Below are 24,271 nucleotides of genomic sequence, written 5' to 3'. Positions count from 1 at the left end.
AGCGCATTACGGGCGCCGGTCCGATGGCTTTGCTCCCAGTCGTTCGGCATAGATGTCCGTTCGCCTGTCGCGGAGCGGGTGGTTGAAGCTGTTCCAGTTGCGCGCGCGCCGCGCGGCCGAAAGGTCGACCTCGGCCAGAACGATTTCCTCGCTGTCACCGCTGGCCGGACCCGCGACGGGCCAGCCGGTATGGCCGACGATCAGGCTGTGGCCGACAAAGGGCTGACCACGTTCGGTCCCGACCCGGTCGGCACAGGCGATCACCATGGAGTTGCTGTGCGCGGCGGCCATGTGAAGGATGTTGGCCATGGGCCCCCGGCCCTCGACCTGCCCCGGAATCGGCACCCAGTTGGTCGGCACGCAGACCAGATCCGCTCCTTCGACGGCGGCCAGCCGGAACACCTCGGGGAACCATCCGTCATAGCAGATCGCCACGCCGATGCGGCCATGGGGAGTAGAGAAAACCGGCAGGCCCAGATTGCCCGCCTCGAACCAGAGGTTCTCGTCCGCCCAGAGATGCAGCTTGCGATAGACCCCCAGCACCCCGTCCGGCCCAATGACGACCGCGCTGTTATAGAGCCGATCCCCCTCGCGCTCGGCAATTCCGGCCACCAGGAACAGCTTTCTGCGGGCGGCGACCTCGGCCCAGGCAATCGTGCTGGGACCGTCGGGGATCGGTTCGGCAAGGGCAAAGGCCTCGGCCCTGCTTTGAAACATATAGCCCGAGATCACCAGCTCGGGCAGGATCACGATCCTTGCCCCCGCATCCGCGGCCTGCTCGATCATCGCGATGCTGCGCGCCCGGTTGTCCGCGACCTCGCCAAAGCGCGGCTCGAATTGCAGGCAGGCGATCATGAGCTTTTCTTCGTGTTTTGCAGCCATTCTTCCACTGCCGCCCAGCGGCATCCAATACGCAAAAAGCCTCTGCCATCGCCCCCGGTGGGGTGCGCAATGGAACAGAGGCTTGCCAGCCAGATATGTCGAGAAGGCGGCCTGCCGGGCGCCGTGATCCAAATCACGCCCCCATGCGGCTCAAAGTCAATTTGGTGCTTCGGATAATCCTACCCGAGACGGAAACTGCCACGAATGCGAGCAGGCTAGATATCCTTTGACATGTCTTTCAGCACATCCTGCGCATTGATGATGCTTGCAGCGACATCGGCCATCGAGATACGCCGCCGCGTCGCTTGCGCGCGAATGGTTTCGAATGCATCCGATTCCGGCACGCCTTTCACCTCCGCAAGAATACGGGCGGCCTTCGATATGTCGCATTGCGCCTTTATGGTCTCTTCCAGCTTGCGGACCTTTGCCTCCAGCCGCCGATGGTATCCATGAAGCCAGCGCCCCAGCGTCAGCGTGGACAGGACGCCCGCGGGCCGCAGGGGCTTGACCAGCACGCCATGGACGCCGGTGTCCACAAGGGCTTTCAGGATCACCGGGTTCTCGTATTCCAGGATCGCGATGACAGCGGGGGCATCTTCATCCACGGCCCAGCTTTTCGTGGGCTGAAAGCGATGATCCAGGCTGAGAAAGATCAGGTCCACCCCCCGCGGCGGCATGTCGGGCAGGGGCCAGACCGGCAGAACCTGACAGCCGATGCGGCGCAACTGGCCGACCAGGGCATCGCGATCCTGATCGGGTGCGTGAATGACAGCCACCCGCAGGTCGCGCAGCATCTCGACCACATGGTTTCGGCCCCGGCTCACGCAACACCCTCATCGGTCCGAACCGGGGCAACCGGAGAATTGGCAAGATAGGGATCCGGCCGGACAAGCTCACTTGCCGACCAGACGATATCGAACGCGCCATTTGCATTGGCCCGCCCGATCCTCGGCGTCATCCAGGCATGGTTGTTGTCCGGGTCGATCAATACGGGCCCATCCGGTGCGTCAAACGCCATCCCGTGCAGAACCTGAAGCAAGTGATCCGTGTCGATCGATTGGGTCAGTTCCAGCGCATGACCAAACATCCGCGCCTGGCTGTATGAGGCAGCCGCCCAGCCGCTGACAGGACGATCATCGCCAAAGCTCTTGCGCAGACTCGCCAGGAAACGGTCATTCTGATCGCTCTTCAGAGAAGAGAAATAGGACGAGGCCGTGACGATCCCCTCGGCTCGCTCGGCTCCGATGCGCGCAAGCTCGCACTCGGTCAGGGAAATACCGCCAATCGGGCGTGTTCCGCCAAGATCCAGCCCAGCATCCTGATACAGCCGCGCGAATTCCTGGCCGGTTTCGCCCACCAGGGTCGAAAAGACGAATTCCGGTTGAAGTCTGCGGATCTCGATCAGAACCTTCTGGATCTCATTGCGCGAGGCCATTATCGGCAGATAGCTTTCCCCGACGACCTGTCCCCGCCGCGCCTCGATCAGATCCCGCATGACGCGATTGGTTTCACGCGGGAAAATATAGTCGCATCCGACCAGGAAACCCTTTCCGCCATGCTCGGCGACCAGGTAGTCGGCCAGAGGAAAGATGCATTGATTGGCAACGGGGCCTGTATAGAGAATGTTCGGCGAATATTCGAAGCCCTCATAGCTTGCCGGATACCACAACAATCCGTTGCGGCGCTCGACCGAGCGCGAGACGATCTTGCGCGTATCCGAGGTGTGGCAGCCGAAGATGACCGAGATGCCCTCGGCTGTCATCATCCTTTCGGCATGCTGCCTGAAGGCATTGGGATCACCTGCGGGATCATGTTCCGCAATCTCGACCAAGCGGCCGAGGATCCCTCCCTCGCGGTTGAGTTCGTTCACGGCCAGTCGAACGCCCAATGCATGTTCGCTTTCGGGCAGTCCGGTCGGGCCACTTCGAGAGAAGAGCAAACCGATCCGCCAAGAGTCGTTCATCGCATCATCCCTGCCTGATCGCCTCCGAACGAATTGGGTTCGATCCGGGCGAAGCCATCCGCAAGAAGTTCTTGCGACGTTGATACGGCAGGTGCGAAATGGTTAAAAGCCCTCGTCATCGTTGCCGTATAGACTCCGCCCGTAATCGGATCGAGCTCCCATCACACGCAATCTTGACGCATCAATGCCGATTGTGAACGGCCCTTCACCGCTTGCGACCTACCTGCAACCTCTTGGGCTTATAAGTCGACCATGGGCTTGGTCCGTCGAACCTGTTGACCATTGGACTGGCGGGTCGCTGCTGCAGCTCTCACCTGCGCGGCCCTGCGTTGCTCAGCCTGGTCCAACGGTCCAACGGCTTTCCAGGAGGGAGGTGTGCAGATTTTCTCCTTTTGTGAACCTTGCTCATCGCCTCAACCCGGAGCCCGTCCTTGTTTGGCCGTGCGAGTTATCCCCAAGATTCGCATGGGGCGCGCCTCTGTCCACAATATCCCGCCGCCCTGCCGCTGACGTGCACGCCGATCCGCCCCATCATGATGGGCATGGCGCATTCCCGCGCCCAGCCGGGAAAAACGATGCCGGACAACAGCCTTATCGACGCACAGGACCGCAAGCCGGTCGTTGAGAGGAAGGGTCATCGCAGTCTCCGTTCCGAGCCAGAATGTGGCCAATACCATGAAGGCTGAACAGGCATGGACGACAGGAAAACCAAGAAAACCGGAAGGCCGGACCTCTGGTCCTCCGCGCTGGCCTTCTACGCGCAGCCTGGCATCGCGCCGCTGTGTCTGCGCCGGCAGGCCGAGGGCGGGACGGATGTGATGCTACTGATCGCGCATTGCCATGCCCTTGCCCGGCAGGACGCGCCGCTGACCGCGACCGAACTGGACGCCCTGCGCGACCATATGGCCGAGTGGCGCGGCCGCACCGTCCTGCCGCTGCGGGCGCTGCGGGTCGATCTGCGCGAGCCCGTCGCCCATCTGCCGGAAGCCGAACGCGAAGCCCTCCGCGGCCGGCTGAAGCAGGTCGAACTGGCGGCGGAAAAAGTGCAAGCCGGGATGATCGCGGAATGGTTCGCCGCACGGATTCCGGCAAGGAACGGCGATTTCGCGCAGGGATTGCGCATCCTCGCCGGGACCGCCGCGCTACCGGACGCGGATATCGCCCTGCTGCATCGGGCCGCGACTGCCTGACTGGCTTTCCGGTGCGGGCCGGTTCGCTCAGGGGTGTGTCTCAGTGGCCTGCCATTGACAGGCTATGCGAAAAGCTATTCCTTCCAGCGCCTGACCAGGCCTTCGGTCTCGATATCGAACAGGTCCAGCACCCTGCCAAGCGTGTGGTCGATCATGCCCTCCAGCGTTCGGGGCCGGGCGTAGAAGGCCGGGACCGGCGGGACGATGATCGGCCCATCTCGGACAAGGCGGTCATGGTCCGCAGATGGCCGGTATGCAGCGGCGTCTCGCAGACCATCAGCACTAGGCGGCGGCGTTCCTTCAACACGACATCCGCCGCCCGGCTGAGCAGCCCCGAGGTCACGCCCCCTGCGATTTCCGCCATCGAGCGAATGGAACACGGCGCGACCACCATCCCCATGGTGCGAAACGACCCACTGGACACCGGGGCGGCAATGTCGGTCGCGGAATGGACGTGATCGGCCGACGCATGGACCTCGGCCAGCTTGCGCCGGGTCTCATGCGCCAGCGTGATCTCGGCGGCGCGGGTCATGACCAGATGCGTCTCGATCCCGCTGCCTTGCAGGATCTCCAGCAGGCGAATACCGTAGATTACACCGAGGCACCCGAAATGCCGACAACCAGACGCTTGGGAAACGGCCACCGCCTCAGCCCGCGCGCGAGGCGGTGATCTCGATCTCGACCTTGGCGCCCTGGGTGGGGATCTGGCAGATCAGCATCGTGTTGGTCGGGCGTATGTCGCGGAACACCTCGCCCAGCCAGGCGGCATCGGTGATATAGACCCGGCAGGCCACGGCATCGGTTAGTCCCGATTCGGCCTGTTTCAGCGCCTTGTCGATGCTGGCCAGCGCGTTGCGGGCCTTCTGGCCTGCGTCATCGGGCGGTTGCCCGTCCTCACCCTGCCCCAGCGTCCCTGAGACATGGATCGTCATCCCGTCGATTACCGCCTTGGCATAGCCTGCGAAATCCTCGGAAGGGGCGCCGTTTCTGATGCCCGATCCGGGCATGATGACATATTCTGCCCGAAAGCTATCCACGGGCGCGGGGCACGCCACTGGGCAATCCTTGCGCGATCGGACGCAAGGGTTTCGACGATGGTCTATGCACCCTGCGCCACAAGCCGCCCGGCCGCTGCCTTGCCGCTGGCTGCCGCCCCGGTGACCAGCGCCTGCGCCAGATAGTCGCAGCAGAAATGCAGCCGCCCTCGGCTCGCTGCCTGACGATCCAGGAAGCGACGGACCTCGGCCGCGCAGCCGGGATAGAACTCGGGCAGCATGCGGGCGACCCATTGGTTGTGATCGTCCACCCGATCGGCATCCAGCGTCGGATAGAGCCTGCGAAGATCCTTCGCCACGATCTCGTGGATGCGGTCCGTCATGCCTTCGTCGCGGGCGCGGCGGTTGGCCTCGGGTATCAGCTGCGCGTAAAGCTGCGGATGGCTGCCCTGCGCCTCGTTGCCGGGGATTTTCTGGTAGGTGGCAATGGCGCCGCCTGCCCGATCCGTGAAGAAATCCATCCGGGCCGCTACCTGCCGGTTCAGACGGACATGCACCATCCCCGGCGGGTTGTCGCGCACCCTCGCCATGAAATCACGGTCCTCGGGGGCGAGACCGGGAACCAGCGCATTCACATGCCCACCCTCGACCGCGCAGACGACCCGGTCGGCTTCCAGTGTCTCGCCCTGGCCGTCCCGCTCAACCTCCAACCGGCACGGGCCGCTGGCCGGGGCCTCGATCCGTAGGGGCGGGTGTTCAGCATCAGCACCAGGTCGCGCGAAAGCGCCGCAGCCAGGCTGTTCATGCCGCCTTTCAGCACATGCACCGTGCTGCGCCCGATCATATGGGGCTTGGTGGTGGCGAAGAAGGCGGCCGAAGTGGCGCCGGCATCCCAACTCCGCGTGCCGCGAAAGACTGGGTTCACCATCCGCTCCAGCACACGGCGGCTGAGGTGGCGGGTGACATGGGCAGCCAGCGTCTCGCCATCCGCTGCGGGGGCCGAGGTCGCGTCGTCCGGATTGGTGGCGAAGCGCGCTGCCAGCATCCGGGTCCCGCAGCCAGGAAGCGTAGCCGGTCCCCCATCGTCAGCCCCGGCTTCCTCAGCAAGCGCGGGCCGGGCATCAACTCGACCGTCCATGCCTCGTCCGGCCCGTGGCATTCGGCGGCAAGGTGGCGGACCGGCACCAGATCCGGGGGCAGCCCGATATCCAGCAGGCGGTTGAAATCCTTGCTGAAGACATAGAGAAGCCGCGCCCCGGTATTGTAGCGGATGCCCCGCGTCTCGCGCGCGCCGACGCGGCCGCCCGGCCGATCCGAGGCCTCGATCACCGTAGCTTCCCATCCCGCACGGCGCAGGTGCCAGGCGGCGATCAGTCCGGCAATCCCGGCGCCCACCACGATAACTGAAAGCTGCTGGGCATCGATCGCCTCCTTTTCTGGGTTTCAGCCCTCCTGGGTCAACCAGTCGGCCAGGTTGATATCGTCCTGACCGGGGATGGATTTGCGGGCGAACTCCGCCTCGCGCCCCCAGGGCATCGTCGCGTCGATGCAGAGCCTGCCCCAATGGTCCTTCTTCGGATCGCGGTAGAAGCCCGGAATATCGTTCAGGATCATCGCCCGCCTGCGCGTCAGGTAAGCCCACATCACGTCGTCCAGATCGTAGATGTCCACGTTCTCATCGACCACGATCACCACCTTGTTGTAGTCCAGATAGGATTCCAGCGCCGACAGGAACACATGCTGGACATGGCCCTCATAGGCCTTCCTGATCTTCACGATGGAAATCATCCTGTTCGGGCGGCAGCACACGTCGATGACGCCGGGCACCTGCGCCGCGACATGGCGATAGACGCGGGCGGCGGTCACGGCCTCCAGCGGGCGCAGGTCCTCGGGACTGCCGCAGACCAACCCATGCAGCACCGCATCGGGGCGATAGCTGACATGGGTGATCTCAAGGACGTGATTGTCACCGACCTCGACGTAATTGCCCATGAACTCGCCGAAGGGTCCCTCGGGGCGCTTGATATGGGGCAGGCAGCGGCCCTCGTCCACGATATCGGCGCTGGCGGGCACTTCGAGGTCGATGGTCTCGCAGCGCCGCATGGGGATCTTCTCGCCCTTGATCTGCTCCGCCATCACCAGTTCGGACGCCTCATAGGACAAGGAGGCGCAGGCCGACAGGAAGATTTCCGGCGGGCAGGACAGCAGCAGCGCGGCCTCCAGCGCCTCGCCGCGTTCCTCGGCCTTCTTCTGATAGCGCGTCAGGTCGTGGGTGCCGCCAAGACGCACCCGCAACTCGGTATCGCTGACCTGCATCGAGCGGCGGAAGGACAGGTTCGGAACGCCGCTGTCGGGCTCCTTCGCCAGGCAGATCGCCGAGGTGAAGTAAGGCCCGGCATCGCGACCGTGATAGGTCACCGCCGGCAGGTCCGACAGCTTGCCGGAGACGAAGCCGCCGGCCTGTTCGGCCGTGGCCGAGACCATCACATCGGTGTCGCGCGCGGCAAGGCGGGCATCGGTCAGTTCGATCCAGCGCTTGCAGAAGGTGGCCGCCGGCGCCGATCATCCGGCATAGCCGGTCATGGTTGCCGTAGAGGTTCGAGACCACTGGCATCGCCGACCCCGCCACGTCCTGGAACAGCACCACATGTTCGCCCGCGCGCTGCACGGCGGGGGTCACGGCGGCGAACTGGTGGCGCCGATCGACCTGCCGCGAGACGCGTGCCGACTCGCCACGGGATTCGAGATCACGAAGGAAATTCTGCATATGGGCCTCGCGGGTTACAGGGTTGCGGCCAGTAAACCCGGCCGCCGGGCCGGGATACAGCGCGGCGATTTTGCCCGCCCGGCCTTTTTCTTTGGATATCCGCCCCAAGCGCCGCCGGACCATTCCCCGAAAGCTCCGCCCCGGGCATGTTCAGGCAAAACCAGCCTTGACGAGACCCCGGAGTTCCCATGACCCACGGCATCGACTCCGCAATCCCCGCAGCGGCAAGGTGGATTACCAGATCACGCCGCTGGACCTGCCCGCCCTGACCACCCGCACCGAAGCCCTGCACGCCGGACAGGCCAAATGGCTGGAGATCGGCCTTGACGGCCGCATCCGCGCGATGGAGGCGCTGTGCGACGCGGTGGACCGCCATTACCGGCCAATCCTGGACCCGCTTTGCGCCGATACCGGGCGGCATGAATGGTCCGTGAACGAAATCGAGGGGCTGAAGGGCATCACCCGCATGCGTTGCGCCTCCGCCGCCGAGGCAATGGCCGAGGCGACCGGCAACTCCTCGGATCCGACCCTACGCTTCCAGCAGCAATATGTGCCCTATCAGCTGGTCGGCATCATCTCGCCCTGGAACTATCCGCTGATCCTGGCGATGATCGACGCGATCTGCGCGCTGCTGGCGGGCTCCGCCGTCGCGATCAAGCCCAGCGAGGGGACGCCGCGCTTCATCGCCCCCTTCCGCAAGGCCATCGCCGAGGTCGAACACCTGCGCGACGTGCTGGACGTGTTCGAGGGCGGGGCCGAGACCGGCGGCTGGCTCGTGGACCTGACCGACACGCTGGTCTTCACCGGCTCGGTCCCCACCGGGCGCAAGGTAAGGTGCAGGCACGCGCCGCCAGCCAGTTCAAGACCGCCTTCCTGGAACTGGGCGGCAGCGACCCGGTGGTTGTGCTGGACAGCGCCGATCCCGACATGGCGGCGGAAATCATCACCCGCGGCGCGACGGAAAACTCGGGCCGGCTTTGCTGCGCGATCGAGCGGGTCTACCACGGCATCCTCGACCAGGTGACCAAACGCACGGTCGCACGGATGCAGGCGCTTGGCATGAGCCTGCAGGACATCAAGCAGGGAGACTTGGCCCGGTGATCTTCGCCCGCCAGGCCGAGATCCTGCGCGCCCAGCTTGACAACGCCGTCGCCAAGGGCGCGCGCATCCCGACCGGGGGCCGCATCATCGACCACGAAAGCGGGCTGTGGTGCGAACCGACCGTGCTGGCCGACGTCACGCAGGACATGGCGGCGATGCGCGACGAGACCTTCGGCCCCATCGTGCCGATCATGAACTTCGATACCGTGGACGAGGCCGTGCAACTGGCCAACGACACCGAATTCGGCCTGCCGGCGGCGATCATCGGCGACGAGGATGCCGCCATCGCGGTCGGCCAGCGCATCAATGCCGGCGGCATGTGGATCAACGATTTCGACACGATGAGGGGCGTCGGCGCGCGTGCCGAAAAGACCGCCTTCGGCTCGTCGGGCCTTGGCGGCAGCCGTTACGGCCATGGCGGCTTCCTGCGCTTCCTGTGCAAGAAGGCCATCGTTGCGCGGCGCGGCGGCGTGACGGAAAGGGGCGCTTCTGGCCGCACTCGCCAGCCATTGGCCCATCCCCTAGACTGGCGGCCTGGAAGCACCGCCAGTCTAGAGACCCCCCGCCATGTCATCCCGCCCTCCGGGGATCAGCATCGTGATTCATCCCGATACCAAGGGGCTGTTCCGCGCCGCCCTTGTCGGGCCGGGCAGCACGATACGCACGGCCTTCGAGATCATCGCCCAAAGCCCCGGCAACCATCTGCGCCGGATCGACAGTCGCTGGAACATCGCCTTCACCCGTGTCGATCTGCCCCCCGACGAGGGCACCGGCTGCTGAAGCTGATCTCGATCGGCCAGGATATCTATATGATCGTCACCGATTGCGATTATGTCTCGACCCGCTTCGAGAAGGTCCCCTCGGAAGGGCTGGTCGAGTTCCATTTCCTGCTGGAAGGCCCGGTCGAACTGGCCATGCCCCGCCCCGAGGAACCCAGCCTGACCGCCTCGACCATCATGGCCTGCCACCAGGCGCCGGGGGTCAGCTACGACGTCTGCTGCCTGCCGGGGCGCTTCCGCATGATCAGCCTCTATGTCCGGCCCGAATTGTTGGCCGACAGCTTCGGCTTCGGCGCGCAGCCCGGCAGCCCGGCAGCCGGGCCGAGCGGCTGATGCGCCCGGCGGCGGGCGCGATGGCACTGGTCGAGGCCGCGACGACGGTCAAGATCGTCACCGCCCTGCGCGACGTCTTCGCGCTGGAATTCAACAGCCGGCGCGACCTGATGATGGTGGTGGCGCGCATCTTCTGCTGTCGCTGACCACGGCGGCGCTGGAGGCCGATCCCGTGGACAGCAACAGCGGGATCGCCTTCACCGAGCGCGGACTGGCCATGTTCGCCCGCGCGCAAGAGATCCTGTCCGACGATGCCGGCGGGCGGCTAACCATCACCGACCTGGCGCGCGAGCTTGGCACCAACTCGACCAAGATGCTGGCCGATCCCGACATCCCCATCGCCCCCATCGCGCATATGGTGGGCTACGACCACCAGGCCAGCTTCACCACCGCCTTCAAGACCCATTTCGGCCTGCCCCCCAAAGAGGCGCGCAAGCTGGCCGCGCCTTCCGGCATCGGCGCCGATACGCAGGCTTGAGATAGGGGCTGGCCCCGGCGCGAAAGCAGGCCGGGGCCGGGTTCACAGCTCGGTGCGCACGCGCCACAGTTCGGGAAACAGTTCCACCTCCAGCATCCGCTTGAGATAAGAGATTCCCGCCGTGCCCCCGGTGCCGCGCTTGAAGCCGATCACGCGCTCGACCGTAGTGACGTGGTTGAAGCGCCAGCGGCGGAAGTAATCCTCGAAATCGACCAATTTTTCGGCGACTTCATAGGCTTCCCAGTATTTTGACGGATTGCGATAGATGGCGGCCCAGACCGCCATGACACCTTCGTTGAATGTCCATGCCTGCCGCAGGTCCCGGTTTAGAACCTCTTCGGGGACCGGTAGCCCGGCACGCGCCAGACGCCGCAGCACCTCGTCATAAAGCGAGGGGCGGGCCAGTTCGGCCTTAAGCTTTTCCAGCAAGTCCGGTCGATGTTCATGCGGTTTCAGCATCGCGAGGTTGCGGTTGCCGACAGCATATTCGATCAGCCGGTATTGCCACGACTGGAAGCCCGAGGACTGCCCCAGATCGTCGCGGAACTCGGTATATTCCGAGGGGGTCATGGTGCGCAGTACGTCCCATGCGTTGTTCAACTGCTCGAAGATGCGCGAGACGCGCGACAGCATCTTCAGCGCCTCGGGCGTGCGGTCGGCGGCGATCATGTCCCGCGCGCCGTTCACCTCATACAGCGCCAGTTTCATCCACAATTCGGAGGTCTGGTGCTGGATGATGAACAGCATCTCGTCATGGGCGGTCGAAAGCGGCTTCTGCGCGGTCAGGATCTGGTCGATTTGCAGATAGTCGCCATAGGACATGCGCTGGCGGAAATCCATCTGCGCGCCGTCCCTGGAAGGATCGTAACTCATGTTCGCTCTCTCTTTTCGCTGAAGTGGATGGCTCAGGGAAAAGTGACTCGCTGGTCCAGAATGGCACATTGCCCGATCCGCCGCCACAGCGCGATCCAGCCCGAGGGGCGGCAGACGCAGGGAAGGATGCGCGCGCGGATCATGTCACCCGCGCCCGCGCCTCGAATTCGGGCCGGTCCCAGCGGCGTTCCTCCATGATCCGCGCCAGGATATCGACCGCGCGGGTGACATCGTCATGGCTGAGATACAGCGGCGTGAAGCCGACGGCAAAATCTGCGCCTTCGGCCGCGACGTGAAGCGGCAGTGCGCCCGCCGAATGGGACAGGTTCCAGATCGCCAGCGCGCCCTTTTCATGCGCGCGCGCCGTCAGCGCCTTCATGTCGTGGCGCCGCCCGGTGCGGCAATCGACCTCGGTGATCAGGATCGCGGCGACGGTTTCGCCGATGGCGTCCAGCACGGCCTCGGGATCGGCGATGCGCAGCTCGTAGCCCTGGCCCAGCGTCCTGACCAGCCCCTGCGCGATATAGAGGTCAGAGGGGAAGTTGCCGTTGTCCGAGAGAACCACGCGGCGGCAGGGGTTCATCTCGAAGGCCGAGGCCAGCGCCTGATAGACCTTGATCCACAGCGTGTCGCCCATCACCACGCTGCCGGGTTCAGCCCCAATCAGCCCGGCGATGCGGTCGCCCACGCGACGGGGCTGCTCCATCCAGCCGGCCTCGTTCCAGCCCCGGATCAGCATTCCGCCCCATTCCTCGCCGACGACGCGGCCCATCCGTTCCTTCACCGCAAGCGGCAGCGGCCCCAAAGAGTTGCCGTCCAGATAGATCACCCCTTCGGGCAGGTCGAACATCGCCCGTGTGAGGGAAAAATCGGTGGTCATGAGTCGCTATCCTGCTGCATGGGTCGATGCGTGACGCCTCCGGAGCGGTTGCCCGGAGGGCCCCCTGATCAGCCCGCGCTGTCCCTCGTTCCGGGTCGATCCTACGAAGAAACCGCGTGGCACGGCAACATCGCGGACACGCCCCGCGCTGGTTCTTTTAATGAATGTCGCCGGATCTTTTCAGATTTTAGGCAGCCCGCCGATACGGCTCGAACACGGCTTGGACGGCATCTCCCGTTTATTCTGCCCATGTCGGGCAGATTGTCACGGGACATTACTGCTGGCGCGCGCTTTTCGGCCGACGCTTGCAGGTTGAGCGTGCCGACCGATGCAAATCCGGACAGTTCGTCCATGTCGAGGGTCTCTCCGGGATCTTCTCGTTCGTAACCGCGTGGGTGGTTGATCCGACTGTCAGTTCCGGCATGGACCTCGACTCGCCGCGTGCATCGCTCGCAGCCCTGGCCGAGACGATCAACGGCCTGTTCAAGGCCGAGGCCATCCATCGGCGCGAACCATGGCGCGGCTTCGAAGCGGCGGAATACGCCACGCTCGAATGGGTTGACTGGTTCAACAACCGCCTTCTGCTGGAGCCGATCGGGAACATCCCGCCCGCCGAAGCCGAGGCCAACTTCTACGCCGCGCTGGAAATTGAACCCTTGGCCGCGCAATAAAGCAAGTCAGCCTCTGGCAAGCACGGGCCGTTTTAGGGTGAACTGGCCTCCATTTCGGCCGGACAGTTGGGCGCTGCGCCCCGCACAGCTGGATCCTGACCTGTGTCCAGAAGGATTCCGATGACCTGGCTTGCCCTGTGGAGGCTTATTGCGAACGGACCGGCCCGGACGACTGGTCCGAGCCGATCAACGCGATGACGAACCTCGCCTTCCTGATCGCCGCCCTTGTTCTCTGGCTGCGGCTGCGCGGGCCAGAGATGGCGATGGGTCGGGCGCTGGCGGCGGTGCTGTTCGTGATCGGCGTCGGATCGCGGCTGTTCCACACCCATGCGAACCGGCTGACCGGGTTGATGGACGTGCTGCCGATCCTTGGCTTCATCCTGCTCTATGTCTTCGCCGCCACCCGCGACTATTGGGCAGAGCCCCGGACAGCGCAGGAAGCGGACGGACTCGCGTCCTTGCTGAACTGCGAAAGCGGGAGCCCGCCGGTGTCGCATGGACAGTCGGCGACAATACCCACGCGATTGCTCCCCGAAGCCATGCCGTAACCTCGAGGCCCGCACATAGTCCCCGGGCTGGATGGGTTCGGTTGTGTGTTGGCTGCGGGGGCTGGCAGCACCTGCTGTCATAAGATCTGTTTTCCCCTGTTCCATCGCAACACCGAGGATGCCGATCGATACGCCGCTTAGCTCCGCATAAACCTCCCCGCATTTCTCGCCGGACGCGACGTCCACCTCACCGATGGGGGTGCATAGCGCCTTGGCGAAGCGCACGATATCATGGCTGCAGTTGCCCGCCGATATTCGGATGAACAGCCGGCACATCGGCGAGCGTCTCGGCCACGGCAGCAAGCGAACCGGCTTATCCTTTGATATAGACGGTATGGGTCACGGTAAACTCATACAATCCATGCTTGCCGTCCGCCCCGCCGATGCCGGATTTCCGACGGCCGGCGTGGAAGCCCTGCATTGCCTCGAAATTCTCACGATTGATATAAGTCTCGCCAAACTTCAACTCGCGCGCCGCTTTCATCGCGGCATTCAGATCGCAGGTATAGATGGACGAGGTCAGGCCATATTCGCTGTCATTGGCCAATGCGATGGCTTCGTCGAGACTGTCGACCGGTTGAACCGGCAGAACCGGACCAAAGGTCTCGCGGCGCATGATGTCCATTTCGGCATTCACCCCGGTAATCAACGTCGGCTCGTAATGGAACCCCTCGGGCAGGTCGGCGAGCTTGCCGCCTGTTACCACGGTCGCCCCCTGCTCGCATGCCCGGTCGACGGCGCCCGCCACCTTGTCCAGACCGGCCCGATTGATCAGAGGACCCATATCCAGATCATCCGTGACCGAAGGATCGCCATAGCGCGTTTCCTGAAACAAGGCCGCGAGCTTCTCGACCAGCGCATCGTGGACGGACCGTTCGACATAGACCCGCTCGGCACAATTGCAGACTTGCCCGGTGTTGATCACGCGCGAGGCATGAATCGCCTGCGCGGCCAGGTCGAGATCGGCGTCCTTCAGCACGATGGCCGGAGCCTTGCCGCCCAGTTCCAGATTGACCTTGGTCAGGTTTCGGCCCGCCGCCTGCATGATATGCGCACCCGTGCCGACGCTGCCGGTAAAGGTGATCAGGTCGATGCCGGGATGGGTCACCAATGCCTCGCCGGTTGTCGCGCCACGGCCGCCGATCAGGTTGAAAACCCCCTTCGGCAAGTCCGTTTCCGCCAGCAGCTCGGCGAATAGATAAGCGTTCAGAGGAGTTTCCTCGCTGGGTTTGATGACGATGGTATTGCCGGTCACCAGTGCCGGCGCCATCTTGCGCGCGATCAGGAAGAACGGAAAGTTCCAGGGCAGTATGCCCGCGACCACGCCGATGGGCTTGCGCAACAGCAACATGGTTTCATTCGGGCGATCGCTGGTCAGCACCTCACCCTCGATCCGGCGGGCCCATTCGGCCATGTAGTCGATGTAATCGGCGGTGAAATCGACCTCGACCTGGGCCAGGCCGCGCACTTTGCCCTGCTCCTTGACGATGACGTCGGCAAGCTCCAGGCGATGCTCGCGCAGCTTGGCCGAGACCTGGCGCAGATACCCCGCGCGCTCGATGGCGGGCAGCCTTTCCCAGCCGGCCTGCGCATGGCGGGCGGCCTTCACGGCAGCATCGACCTGGTCCGGCCCCGTGTCGGGGATTCGGCCCAGAAGCCTGCCGTTGGCGGGGTTCAGCACGTCAATCATTTCAGTGCCGCTCTCCACGAACGCGCCGTCGATATAGTTGCGGTAGTCCTGCGGCTCACCCTGGAAAGCCTTGGCGGGAATGCGGGTCATATCGGGTTCCTCCTCCGAAGTCATGAAACGGGTCAGGCAGCCGTCGCGCCATAGCGCGGGCGCAGGCGGCTGATGTCGAAAACCTTGGCATCGACGCGGGTAGGCTCGCCGGTGATCAGGTCGGCCATCAACTGGCCCGCACCGGGGCCGATGCCGAAGCCGTGTCCCGAAAAGCCCGAGGCGACGTGCAGGCCGGGGACGGTATGGACGGGGCTGATGACCGGGATCGCGTCCGGCGTCGCGTCCATGACGCCCGCCCATTCGCGGCGGACGCGGGCATTCGCGAAGCGCGGAAAGGCACGGCCGAGATTCTTCAGCGCCTTGCGGGTAAAGCCGGGCACGGCGGGCGGGTCCATGACCCGGCAGGCCTCGAACGGGGTAGCCTCATCCGCTCGCCAGGATCGCCGGATCATCGCTTCCTGCAGGAAGATCCCGTTCAGGCGCAGGCTCAACTCGCGCCAGGTGGTCAGGAAGGTCGGGAAGAACTCGGTCAGCAGCCGGAAATGATCCGGCGTCAGGGGGGCAAGGTTCTTGTTCCTGACCGCCACGGTAAACCCGCCATCCAGCCGCTTGCGATAGGCAAAGTCCCCTGCCCCGACCGGCATGTCCGTCAGCCCTTCGACCCCGTCTACGCAGGCCACCGGGCCGATCACCTTCAGTTGCGGAAAATCCAGCCCCATGTTGCCAAGAAACAGCCGCGACCAGATCCCCCCGGCGACGACCGCCGCCTGGCAACGGATCGTGCCGCGTTCGGTCACCACGGCGCTGACCCGCCCGGCCGCGGTCTCGACCGTCCGCACCGCGCAGCCGGTCAGGATATGGGCGCCCTTTTCGCGCGCGGCCTCGGCGATGGCGGGACCTGCGATCCACGGTTCGGCCCGCCCGTCCGAGGCAGTATGCAGCACGCCCAGGATACCGCCATTGTTGCCCGGCAGCTTTTCGGCGATCTCGGCCTGCGACAGCATCCGCGCGTCCAGCCCGTGGCGGCGGCCGATCTCTTCCCAGGCCAGCCAGCCTTTCAGGTCGCGGCGGTTATAGGACAGGTAGCTGATGCCGGTGCGGCGCCAGCCGGTGTCGCGCCCGATGCGTTCGTTCATCTGCGACCACATCTCGACCGAATGCATACACAGGGGCAATTCGCGTTCATCCCGGCCCATCTGCCGCGTCCAGCCCCAGTTGCGGCTGGACTGTTCACCCGCGATCACGCCCTTTTCGCAAAGCGCGACCGAGATCCCGCGTTCAGCCAGTTCCAACGCGGTGGTGACTCCGATGATGCCCCCGCCGACGATCACCACATCGACCGCAGCGGGAAGGGTATCGTCACCTGGAAAGGGGGCGACGGGAATGGAAAGCGTGGACATGGATGTTGGCTCGCATCGTCAGAATGGGGACTGGCGTCATTGCCAGTCTTCCCCGGAATCGAGGACAAAATGATCGTCCGAGATTTCAAGATAGCGCCGGACGGGGCGACGATAGTCCGGCGGGCGGACGGGGCTGCGCAGTTCGGTGACTACAGCTGCACCGCGCTGGTGACGCCGGGCCGGATCGGGCACCGGAACCGCGCCCAGCAACCGCCGCGTATAGGGATGGCGCGGATTCTCGAAAATGGCCGCGCGCGGGCCGATCTCGACGATCTCGCCCAGATACATCACCGCGATCCGGTGGCTGATGCGTTCGACCACCGCCATGTCATGGCTGATGAACACGAAGCCCAGCCCCATTTCCTGTTGCAGGTCCATCATCAGGTTGACGACCTGCGTCTTCATCGTCACGTCCAGCGCCGAAACCGCCTCATCGGCCACGATGACCTTGGGCTTCATCACCAGGGCCCGCGCGACGCAGATGCGCTGACGCTGGCCGCCCGAGAACTCATGCGGATAGCGCCCGGCCATTTCCGGCTGCAACCCGACGCGGGTCAGCAGCGATGCGGCAATCTCGCGTTGCTCGGTCGCGCTCGCCTTGCCGTGGATGCGCAACGGCTCGGTTATCGCCTCTCCGATGCGCAGGCGGGGGTTCAGGCTGGCATAAGGATCCTGGAAGATCATCTGGATGTCATGGGCGCGTTCGACCGCCGGGATGGCGCCCAACTCGCGCCCGGCCAGCACGACCCGGCCTTCGTCGCGGTCGTGCAGCCCGGTGATCAGCTTGCCGGTGGTCGATTTCCCGCAACCGGATTCGCCGACGATGGACAGCGTCTCTCCCTGTCGCAGGGTAAAGCTGACGCCTTCGACCGCATGAACGCGGGCGATGGTGCGCTTCAGAAGCTTGCTCTGGATGGCAAAGCGCTTGGAAAGGTCGCTGACCTGCAACAGATAGGGCGGCCCCTCGCGCAGCGTGTTGGGACGGGGCCCGGGCTCACGCAGCTTGCCGCTGGCGATGTCGAAGACCGGATAGGGCGTCGGCACCGCATTGCCGGTCATCGAGCCCAGACGGGGCACGGCAGAAAGCAGCGCACTGGTATAAGCCTTGGCAGGTCGGCGGAAAATCTGCTCGGTCGTGCCGGATTCGATTACGTCGCCGTGATACATGACCAACGTGCGGTCCGAGACCTCGGCCACGACGCCCATGTCATGGGTGATGAAGATCACTCCCATGCCGCTTTCGGCCTGCAGCTCCTTGATCAGGTCCAGGACCTGCGCCTGGATCGTCACGTCCAGTGCCGTCGTCGGTTCATCGGCGATCAGCAGATCGGGCTGGCAAGCCAGGGCGGCCGCGATCATGACCCGCTGCCTCATGCCGCCGGAAAACTGGTGCGGGAAATCGTCGTAGCGGCTTTTGGCCGAGGGAATGCGCACGCGATCCATCATCGCCAGCGCCTCGGCGCGGGCCTCGGCCTTGCCGATACGACGATGCGTCAGGATCGATTCCGCGATCTGCGCGCCGATGGTCATCACCGGGTTCAACGAGGTCATCGGCTCCTGGAAGATCATCGAGATCCGGTCGCCCCGGATGCGCTCCATCTGGCGTTCGTCCAATTGCAGCAGGTCGATGCCCCGGAACAGCGCCTGCCCCGAGATGCGCGAATTGTCGCGCGGCAGCAGCTGCATCAGCGCCATCGAGGTCACGCTTTTGCCCGAGCCGGATTCACCGACGATGGCCAGCGTCTCGCCCCCGCTGACCGAGAAGCCGACATCGCGGACAACATCGTTCCATTGGCCGCCGCGGCGAAAGCCCACGGTCAGGCCCTGGACCTGCAGCAACGGATGTTCTGCGGATTGCGTCACCGTCATGTTCTCCCGATTGCGGCTCATGCGCCCGATTCCCGTCTGGGATCGAAGAGCTGCCGCAGGTGGTCGCAAAAGGCGTTCAGGACCAGCACCAGCACGATCAGCGACAGGCAGGGCGCCAGCAGCAGCCATGGTTCCTGCGCGAAGGTCGAGCGTGCGGTGCCGATCATCATGCCCAGGGACGGCTGTGGCGGCAGCACGCCAAGGCCCAGGAACGACAGGCCGGATTCCAGGATCACCGACATCACCACGACGAAGCTGAACTGCACGAACAGAGGTCCGACGATATTGGGCAGGATCGTGCGAAAGATGATGCGGGTCGCCGATGCACCCATCAGGCGCGTGGCGTCGACGTAATCCTGCCCGCGCACGGTCATCACGCTGGCATGGGCCACGCGGGTGAAGCTGGGCACGAAGACCAGGGCCAGCACCGGCACCAGCGTGGACGGGCCGGCACCGTAAAGCGTCGCGGCCAGCATCGCCAGCAGCAGCGGCGGAAAGCACAAGATCACATCCATGACGCGCATCGACAGCGCCTCGGAAAAGCCGCGGACATACCCCGCGACCACGCCGACCGAGACACCGATCACCGCCGAGATCATCGCCGCGCCTCCCGATATCAGGATGGCCGAGCGCAGCGCGTGGACCAGCCGCGACAGCAGGTCGCGCCCGTACTCGTCCTGTCCCAGCGGATGCGCTGCCGACGGTCCGCCAAACCGCGCCGCCACATCCATGGCCAGAGGATCGGCCAGAGGCAGCAGCGGCCCGATAAAGGCTATGGCCAGGATCAGCGCCAGCAGGATGCCCGATGGACTTTGGAAAGCCTGTTTCATTTGCGCACCCTCGGGTCGGTGATGCCGTAGATGATGTCGACCAGCAGGTTCAGCCCGATATAGAAGGCCGAGACGACGACCAGCACGCCAGTGACCACCGGGTAGTCGCGCGCGTTCACGCCCGCGACCAGCATTCCCGACAGGCCGGGCCAGTTGAACACGGTCTCGACCAGCACCGTGCCGGCCAGGAGGCCGCCCAGTTGCAGCGCGAACACGGTGATGACCGGCATCAGCGCATTGCGCAGGGCATGGCGGATGATCACCCGGCGGGCGGGAACCCCCTTGGCCCGCGCCGTGCGGATGAAATCCAGCGGCAGCACGTCCAGCATCGATGCCCTGGTGATGCGAAAGACGATGGCGGACAGGCCGATGGCGATGGTCGCGGCCGGCAGGACCAGCAGTTGCAGATGCTTGCCCGGATCGCGCGAAAACGGCACGAAGCCTCCCGCCGGCAGCCAACCCAGGACCTGGGCGAACAGGACCACGAGCAGCGTGCCCAGCACGAAGACCGGCACCGACTGCGCCGTCCCTGCCACCACCGCGGCACCCCGCGAGAAGCGGCCCCTGGGGCGCAGCGCCGACAGCACCCCCGCCGGAATGCCGATCAGGAGGCTGAGGATGCCCGCCGCCGCGATCAGTTCCAGCGTGCGCGGCAGGCGGCGCATCACCTCCTGGCCGACCGAGCTGCCATCGACCATCGAGGCGCCCAGATCGCCTCTCAGAATCCCCATGACGTTGTGGGAATACTGCTCGGGCAGCGGGCGATCGAGGCCGAGCTGCTCGCGCAGCATCTGCACCATCAGGGGATCGGGCGAACCGCCGTCCTGCGCCAGCAGCAGTTCGGCCGGATCGCCCGGCACGAAATGGATGGACAGGAAGACCAAGGAAACAACCACCCAAAGCATGACGAGGCTTTGGGCCAATCGTCGGACAAACCACCCCATCAGGTCGCCTTTCGTCTGGTTATCGGACGCTGGACCGTTCAGCCCAGCTTCAGCTTGTCGAACAGCACCGAGGAGAACGGAGACAGTTGGTCGGGCAACATGGCGAGATCCTGCACGCTCGCCTTGGCTGCGAAACCCGTCGCGCGATAGCACAGGCCGCAGAAGGTGGTCGCCTCCAGCACCATCTGGTCGGCCCGGCGATAGATATCCACGCGCTTGGCTTCATCCATCTCGCTGCGCCCCTGCGCCAATGCCTCGCTGAGACCCTCGACCTCGAAATTGCGGCTGCGCAGGTAAGTGGGCGACAGCGAGGGATCGACCAGCGTCGTGACCGCATCGGGGTCGAGGTTGTCCAGCCCGATGCCCTGCACCGCGAAATCGCCCGCGCCCTGGTTGCCAAGGTTCACCCGCGTCGCCCAATCGGGCATTGTCAGGTTGACGGTGATGCCGATCTCGGCCAGTTGCGCCTGCACCAGCACCGCCGTGTCGCGATGCATCGAATATTGCGACGTCGAAAGCAGCGAGACGGTCAAGCCGTTCTCGTGGCCGGCCTCTTTCAGCAACGCCTTGGCGCGTTCGGGGTCATAGCCCCAGAAGGCGGCCTGGTCGTCATGGCGGTAGGGGCTGCCGGCGGCGCGCGGCAGGCCCGTCATCTCGGCGCCGAAGCCGAAGAAGATCGACTTGACGAACTCGTCGCGGCGCAGGCCGAAGGCCACCGCCTGCCGCAGGCGCGGATCGGCAAAGACGCCGCCGCCGTTGAAGCTGAGATACATGAAGGCGCCCGCATCGACCTTGTGCAAAGCCAGCGCCGGATCGGCCTCGATCGCGGCCATGGCCGACCAGGGCACATAGTCGATCATGTCCACATCGCCCGCGTTCAGCGCCGCTACCCGGGCGCTTTCATCGACATAGGGCGTGATGGTGATGCCGGCCAGGGTGGGCAGGCCGGGCTTGAAGTAATGCTCGTTCGGCTCCAACTCGATCGAGACGCCCTTTTCCGCATAGGCGATGCGATAGGGACCGGCGCCGATCCCCTGATCCTCGGCATCGGTCGAACCGGCCTTGAGGATCGAGAGGAACGGAAACGTCATCAGCGCCGGCAGCGTGGCCAGCGGTTCATCCGTGGTCAGGCGGAAATTGCGCTCGTCTATGACCTCGAAGCCGGTGATGGGGCGCAGGGCGTCGAACATATAGGCGCCCGAACCGTCTGCCTGGATCTGCTGGAAGGTCCATTCCACATCCTGCGCCGTAACCGGGCTGCCGTCGTGGAAATGCGATTCGCGCAGGGTAAAGCGCCATGTCTCGGGCGTCTCGTTTTCCCAGCTTTCGGCCAGTTCGCCCACAAGCTGCCCCTGCTCGTTGTAGTTGATCAGGGTGCGATTGATCAGCGAACACAGCAGATGCCCCGAATAGCCGACATTCACCCAAGGACGCAGATGTGGCGGATAGGTCGAAAGCCCGACCCGCAGGGTCTGCCCCCCTTGCGCCTGGGCGAAACGCCCGCCAAGCGCCAGCACCGCGCCCGACATCGTGGCGATCTTCAACAAGTTCCGTCTGTTCAATTGCATGACCTTGCTTCCCTGCTGTCGCCCCTGTGCCAGGGCGGTTTTCCAAGGCCCCTTCGACAGGTCCGCATGGGAGGTGCCGCCGGGCTTTCACTGATGGAAGGGTAGCGATTCATTTTTTCCTCGGTCAAGTATATTCCATTTATCAGATGACAATTTATAATGTATTCCTATTAAAGGAATAATATACATAGCGCTGCTCATCTTTTGGGCAGACTCCTGGACTTCATACCCATTTAATTCTTGTAATCAGAATATATTATAGTTTTTATACCTGATTCAAGAATATGATTGACCATGCGAGCGCTCTGTCCTGATATGGCTCCATGTCAAACCAGGGCAGACGGGCCGGCACCGAGGGGCTGCCGCGCCTGAACGCCTAGCAACGAATGCAGGAAAAAACCCATGACTTGGCGTATCGGCGTGGATTCGGGCGGCACCTTCACGGATGTCTGCCTCTTCGATGACACCTCGGGCGAGGTAACGATCTGGAAAGTCTCATCGACCCCCGACGATCCGTCGCGCGGCATTACGCAAGGGGTAGCCGAAGGGCTGGAACAGGTTTCTGCCAGCGCCGAGACCATCAGCTTCCTGGGACATGGCACGACCGTTGCCACCAATGCGCTGATCCAGGGCCGCGGGGTCAAGACCGGCCTCATCACCACCGACGGCTTCCGCGACTTGCTGGAAATCGGCCGCCAGAAACGGCCCGACCTTTATGACCTGCAAGCCGACAAGCCCGAAACCCTGGTCACGCGCGACCTGAGGCTGGGCGTGGCCGAGCGCGTGCGCGCCGACGGCTCGGTCGAAGAGGCGCTGGACGAAGGCGCCTTCCGCGAAGCGGTGCGGGAACTGAAGGCACAGGGGGTCAAATCGGTCGCGGTCAGTTTCCTCTACAGCTTTCTCAACGACGCGCATGAGCGCCGTGCGGCCAAGATCATCGCCGAGGAGTTCCCTGACGCCTTCACCGCGATCTCCTCCGATATCGCGCCCGAGTTCCGCGAATACGAGCGCCTGTCCACCACGGTCGTCAACGCCTATCTGGGCCCGGTGATGCAGGGCTATGTCCGCGCGCTGAAGAAGAAGCTGACCGATCTGGGCCTGAAGGTCGCGCCGCAACTGACGCAGTCGAACGGCGGCGTGATCGCCTTCGACACGGCGGCGGAAATGCCGGTGCGCACAGTGCTTTCCGGTCCCTCGACCGGCGTGGTCGCCGCGCAGGCCATCGGGCGGATGACCGGCATCGACAACCTGATCACCTTCGACATGGGCGGCACCAGTTCCGACGTCGCGCTGCTGTCGGGCGGAGAATGCCGCGTGGTCAACGAGGCCGTGGTCCATGGCTATCCCCTGAAGGTGCCGATGCTGGACATCCATACGGTGGGCGCAGGCGGCGGCTCGATCGCCTATGTCGACAACGGCGGGCTTCTGAAGGTCGGACCGAGAAGCGCGGGCGCCAATCCCGGCCCGGCCTGCTATGGGCTAGGCAATGACGAACCCACCGTCACCGACGCCAATGTGGTCTTGCAGACGCAGAACCCCGAATATCTGCTGAACGGGCGGATGAAGATCGACCGCACCCTGTCCGTGGCCGCGATCCAGAAGCTGGCCGACAGGCTGGGCATGGAGATGCTGGAGACCGCAAACGGCATCCTCGACATCGTCGTCGCCAACATGGCCAAGGCGATCCGGGTGATCTCGGTCCAGCGGGGACATGATCCGCGCGACTATACGCTGGTCGCTTTCGGCGGGGCGGGGCCGGTCCAGGCCGCGCGCCTGGCGCGCGAACTGGGCATGAGCCGGGTGCTGATCCCGCGCACGCCGGGCGTGCTATGCGCGCTGGGGCTGCTGATGACCGACCTGCGCAGCGACTTCTCGGCAACCAGCCTGATGCGACTGGACCAGGCGACGCCCGAACAGGTCCAGGCGATCTTCGACGACCTGCGCGCCCGCGCCGGCGCCTGGTTCGAGGCCGAAGGCATCGCGCATCCCGCCCGTGTCCTGAATCTTGCCGTCGACGTGCGCTATGCCGGACAGAACTATGAAATCGCCGTGGCTCTTCCCGACGGCCCCGTCGACGCCGCAACCTTCGACGCCATCCGCGAGGGTTTCCTGGCCGCGCATCGCCAGCTCTACGGCTTCGTGGCCGAGGGCGAGCCGATGCAGCTTGTCACTTTCCGCGCCGCCGCCAGCGGGCTGGTGCAAAAGGCCGATTTCGTGCCCCAGCCGCTGGAAGGCGACGATGCCCGCGCGGCCGTCACCGGCTCGCGGCCCGTCTGGATGCTCGAGGCGCGCGATTTCGTCGAGACCACTCTTTACGACCGCGCATTGCTGAAGCCGGGCAATGTCGTCCGCGGCCCGGCGATCATCGACCAGATGGATTCCACCAGCGTCGTTCCCCCCGGCATGGCCGCGACGGTCGATCCCTATCTGAACCTCATCCTGGAGGCAGCCAAGTGAAC

General features: G+C 64.6%; 21 protein-coding genes and 6 pseudogenes. 9 read left to right on the top strand and 18 right to left on the bottom strand.

What is annotated here, in order from left to right:
• Positions 1-6: 6 nt before the first annotated feature.
• The 3 genes from IT40_RS08120 to IT40_RS08110 all read right to left on the bottom strand — a co-directional run bounded on the left by IT40_RS08120 (position 7) and on the right by IT40_RS08110 (position 2,845).
• Positions 7-855: a nitrilase family protein gene (locus IT40_RS08120; RefSeq protein ID WP_036753013.1), complete on the bottom strand. Its 849-nt coding sequence runs from the start codon at positions 853-855 to the stop codon at positions 7-9.
• A 242-nt stretch (positions 856-1,097) separates the two neighbouring features.
• Positions 1,098-1,676: an ANTAR domain-containing response regulator gene (locus IT40_RS08115; RefSeq protein ID WP_036753011.1), complete on the bottom strand. Its 579-nt coding sequence runs from the start codon at positions 1,674-1,676 to the stop codon at positions 1,098-1,100.
• A gap of 26 nt (positions 1,677-1,702) precedes the next feature.
• A complete protein-coding gene (locus IT40_RS08110; RefSeq protein ID WP_036752919.1) occupies positions 1,703-2,845 on the bottom strand; it encodes a transporter substrate-binding domain-containing protein in 1,143 nt (380 codons plus the stop codon).
• A gap of 692 nt (positions 2,846-3,537) precedes the next feature.
• Between IT40_RS08110 and IT40_RS26695 the strand changes: the two genes are divergently transcribed.
• On the top strand, positions 3,538-4,035 hold the full coding sequence (locus IT40_RS26695; RefSeq protein WP_052095810.1) for a TIGR02444 family protein: 498 nt from the start codon (positions 3,538-3,540) through the stop codon (positions 4,033-4,035).
• A 151-nt stretch (positions 4,036-4,186) separates the two neighbouring features.
• Here the strand turns inward: IT40_RS26695 and IT40_RS08100 are convergent, their stop codons facing one another.
• From IT40_RS08100 to IT40_RS30760, 7 genes and pseudogenes are all read right to left on the bottom strand, one after another.
• Entirely contained in the window at positions 4,187-4,678 is a 492-nt protein-coding gene (locus IT40_RS08100; protein WP_341802579.1) for a UbiX family flavin prenyltransferase, read from the bottom strand.
• A 4-nt stretch (positions 4,679-4,682) separates the two neighbouring features.
• A complete protein-coding gene (locus IT40_RS08095; RefSeq protein ID WP_036753007.1) occupies positions 4,683-5,042 on the bottom strand; it encodes a Rid family hydrolase in 360 nt (119 codons plus the stop codon).
• 92 nt (positions 5,043-5,134) lie between these two features.
• On the bottom strand, positions 5,135-5,665 hold the full coding sequence (locus IT40_RS29220; RefSeq protein WP_243700190.1) for a hypothetical protein: 531 nt from the start codon (positions 5,663-5,665) through the stop codon (positions 5,135-5,137).
• The gene (locus tag IT40_RS29985; protein WP_036752913.1) at positions 5,662-6,075 is read right to left on the bottom strand and encodes a hypothetical protein; all 414 of its coding nucleotides are present in this window, start codon (positions 6,073-6,075) and stop codon (positions 5,662-5,664) included. Before IT40_RS29985 ends, IT40_RS29220 begins: the two co-directional genes overlap by 4 nt.
• 176 nt (positions 6,076-6,251) lie before the next feature.
• Positions 6,252-6,425 (bottom strand): annotated as a pseudogene (locus IT40_RS29980) (FAD-dependent oxidoreductase); the annotation flags it as partial.
• A gap of 48 nt (positions 6,426-6,473) precedes the next feature.
• Positions 6,474-7,514 (bottom strand): UbiD family decarboxylase domain-containing protein, encoded by a 1,041-nt coding sequence (locus IT40_RS08075; protein WP_279432823.1) that lies wholly within the window; start codon positions 7,512-7,514, stop codon positions 6,474-6,476.
• Positions 7,515-7,644: 130 nt separating this feature from the next.
• Positions 7,645-7,797: pseudogene (locus IT40_RS30760) on the bottom strand (UbiD family decarboxylase); the annotation flags it as partial.
• 22 nt (positions 7,798-7,819) lie between these two features.
• Between IT40_RS30760 and IT40_RS29975 the strand changes: the two are divergent.
• From IT40_RS29975 to IT40_RS29205, 5 genes and pseudogenes are all read left to right on the top strand, one after another.
• Positions 7,820-8,620, top strand: a pseudogene (locus IT40_RS29975) (aldehyde dehydrogenase family protein); the annotation flags it as partial.
• 11 nt (positions 8,621-8,631) lie between these two features.
• A pseudogene (locus tag IT40_RS30755) lies at positions 8,632-8,799 on the top strand (aldehyde dehydrogenase family protein); the annotation flags it as partial.
• The gene (locus IT40_RS26685) at positions 8,775-10,010 is read left to right on the top strand and encodes an aldehyde dehydrogenase family protein (protein WP_084196954.1); all 1,236 of its coding nucleotides are present in this window, start codon (positions 8,775-8,777) and stop codon (positions 10,008-10,010) included. The pseudogene IT40_RS30755 and the gene IT40_RS26685, both read left to right, overlap by 25 nt.
• Positions 10,011-10,030: 20 nt before the next feature.
• Positions 10,031-10,156 carry a hypothetical protein gene (locus IT40_RS30440; protein ID WP_279432825.1) on the top strand — a complete coding sequence of 42 codons (126 nt, stop codon included), beginning with the start codon at positions 10,031-10,033 and terminating at the stop codon, positions 10,154-10,156.
• 26 nt (positions 10,157-10,182) lie between these two features.
• On the top strand, positions 10,183-10,488 hold the full coding sequence (locus tag IT40_RS29205; protein ID WP_036752907.1) for a helix-turn-helix domain-containing protein: 306 nt from the start codon (positions 10,183-10,185) through the stop codon (positions 10,486-10,488).
• Positions 10,489-10,530: 42 nt separating this feature from the next.
• Here the strand turns inward: IT40_RS29205 and kynA are convergent, their stop codons facing one another.
• Both kynA and IT40_RS08055 read right to left on the bottom strand, forming a co-directional pair.
• Positions 10,531-11,361 carry a tryptophan 2,3-dioxygenase gene (gene kynA, locus IT40_RS08060; RefSeq protein WP_036752904.1) on the bottom strand — a complete coding sequence of 277 codons (831 nt, stop codon included), beginning with the start codon at positions 11,359-11,361 and terminating at the stop codon, positions 10,531-10,533.
• A gap of 238 nt (positions 11,362-11,599) precedes the next feature.
• Positions 11,600-12,241 (bottom strand): annotated as a pseudogene (locus tag IT40_RS08055) (aminotransferase class V-fold PLP-dependent enzyme); the annotation flags it as partial.
• 398 nt (positions 12,242-12,639) lie between these two features.
• On the opposite strand from IT40_RS08055, the pseudogene IT40_RS08050 reads away from it, so the two are divergent.
• A pseudogene (locus IT40_RS08050) lies at positions 12,640-12,912 on the top strand (IS3 family transposase); the annotation flags it as partial.
• Positions 12,913-13,049: 137 nt separating this feature from the next.
• Entirely contained in the window at positions 13,050-13,460 is a 411-nt protein-coding gene (locus IT40_RS29200; protein WP_208021327.1) for a hypothetical protein, read from the top strand.
• 313 nt (positions 13,461-13,773) lie between these two features.
• Here IT40_RS29200 and aldA read toward each other — a convergent pair whose 3' ends face one another.
• From aldA to IT40_RS08015, 6 genes are read right to left on the bottom strand one after another with little or no spacing between them, the layout of a single operon-like run.
• Complete coding sequence (aldA, locus tag IT40_RS08040; protein ID WP_052095807.1) at positions 13,774-15,240, bottom strand: aldehyde dehydrogenase; 1,467 nt, start codon at positions 15,238-15,240, stop codon at positions 13,774-13,776.
• Positions 15,241-15,272: 32 nt separating this feature from the next.
• On the bottom strand, positions 15,273-16,601 hold the full coding sequence (locus IT40_RS08035) for an NAD(P)/FAD-dependent oxidoreductase (protein ID WP_116171149.1): 1,329 nt from the start codon (positions 16,599-16,601) through the stop codon (positions 15,273-15,275).
• A gap of 36 nt (positions 16,602-16,637) precedes the next feature.
• On the bottom strand, positions 16,638-18,491 hold the full coding sequence (locus IT40_RS08030) for an ABC transporter ATP-binding protein (protein WP_243700188.1): 1,854 nt from the start codon (positions 18,489-18,491) through the stop codon (positions 16,638-16,640).
• A complete protein-coding gene (locus tag IT40_RS08025) occupies positions 18,488-19,300 on the bottom strand; it encodes an ABC transporter permease (protein WP_036752903.1) in 813 nt (270 codons plus the stop codon). The genes IT40_RS08030 and IT40_RS08025 overlap by 4 nt, the downstream gene beginning before the upstream one ends.
• The gene (locus IT40_RS08020) at positions 19,297-20,244 is read right to left on the bottom strand and encodes an ABC transporter permease (RefSeq protein ID WP_036752900.1); all 948 of its coding nucleotides are present in this window, start codon (positions 20,242-20,244) and stop codon (positions 19,297-19,299) included. Before IT40_RS08020 ends, IT40_RS08025 begins: the two co-directional genes overlap by 4 nt.
• Positions 20,245-20,282: 38 nt before the next feature.
• Positions 20,283-21,806 (bottom strand): ABC transporter substrate-binding protein, encoded by a 1,524-nt coding sequence (locus tag IT40_RS08015; protein WP_208855399.1) that lies wholly within the window; start codon positions 21,804-21,806, stop codon positions 20,283-20,285.
• Positions 21,807-22,214: 408 nt separating this feature from the next.
• Between IT40_RS08015 and IT40_RS08010 the strand changes: the two genes are divergently transcribed.
• The gene (locus IT40_RS08010) at positions 22,215-24,269 is read left to right on the top strand and encodes a hydantoinase/oxoprolinase family protein (protein WP_036752894.1); all 2,055 of its coding nucleotides are present in this window, start codon (positions 22,215-22,217) and stop codon (positions 24,267-24,269) included.
• Positions 24,270-24,271: the final 2 nt, after the last annotated feature.

Source organism: Paracoccus versutus (assembly GCF_000763885.1).
Lineage (GTDB): Bacteria > Pseudomonadota > Alphaproteobacteria > Rhodobacterales > Rhodobacteraceae > Paracoccus > Paracoccus versutus.
This window is presented reverse-complemented; position numbering and strand designations above follow the sequence as displayed.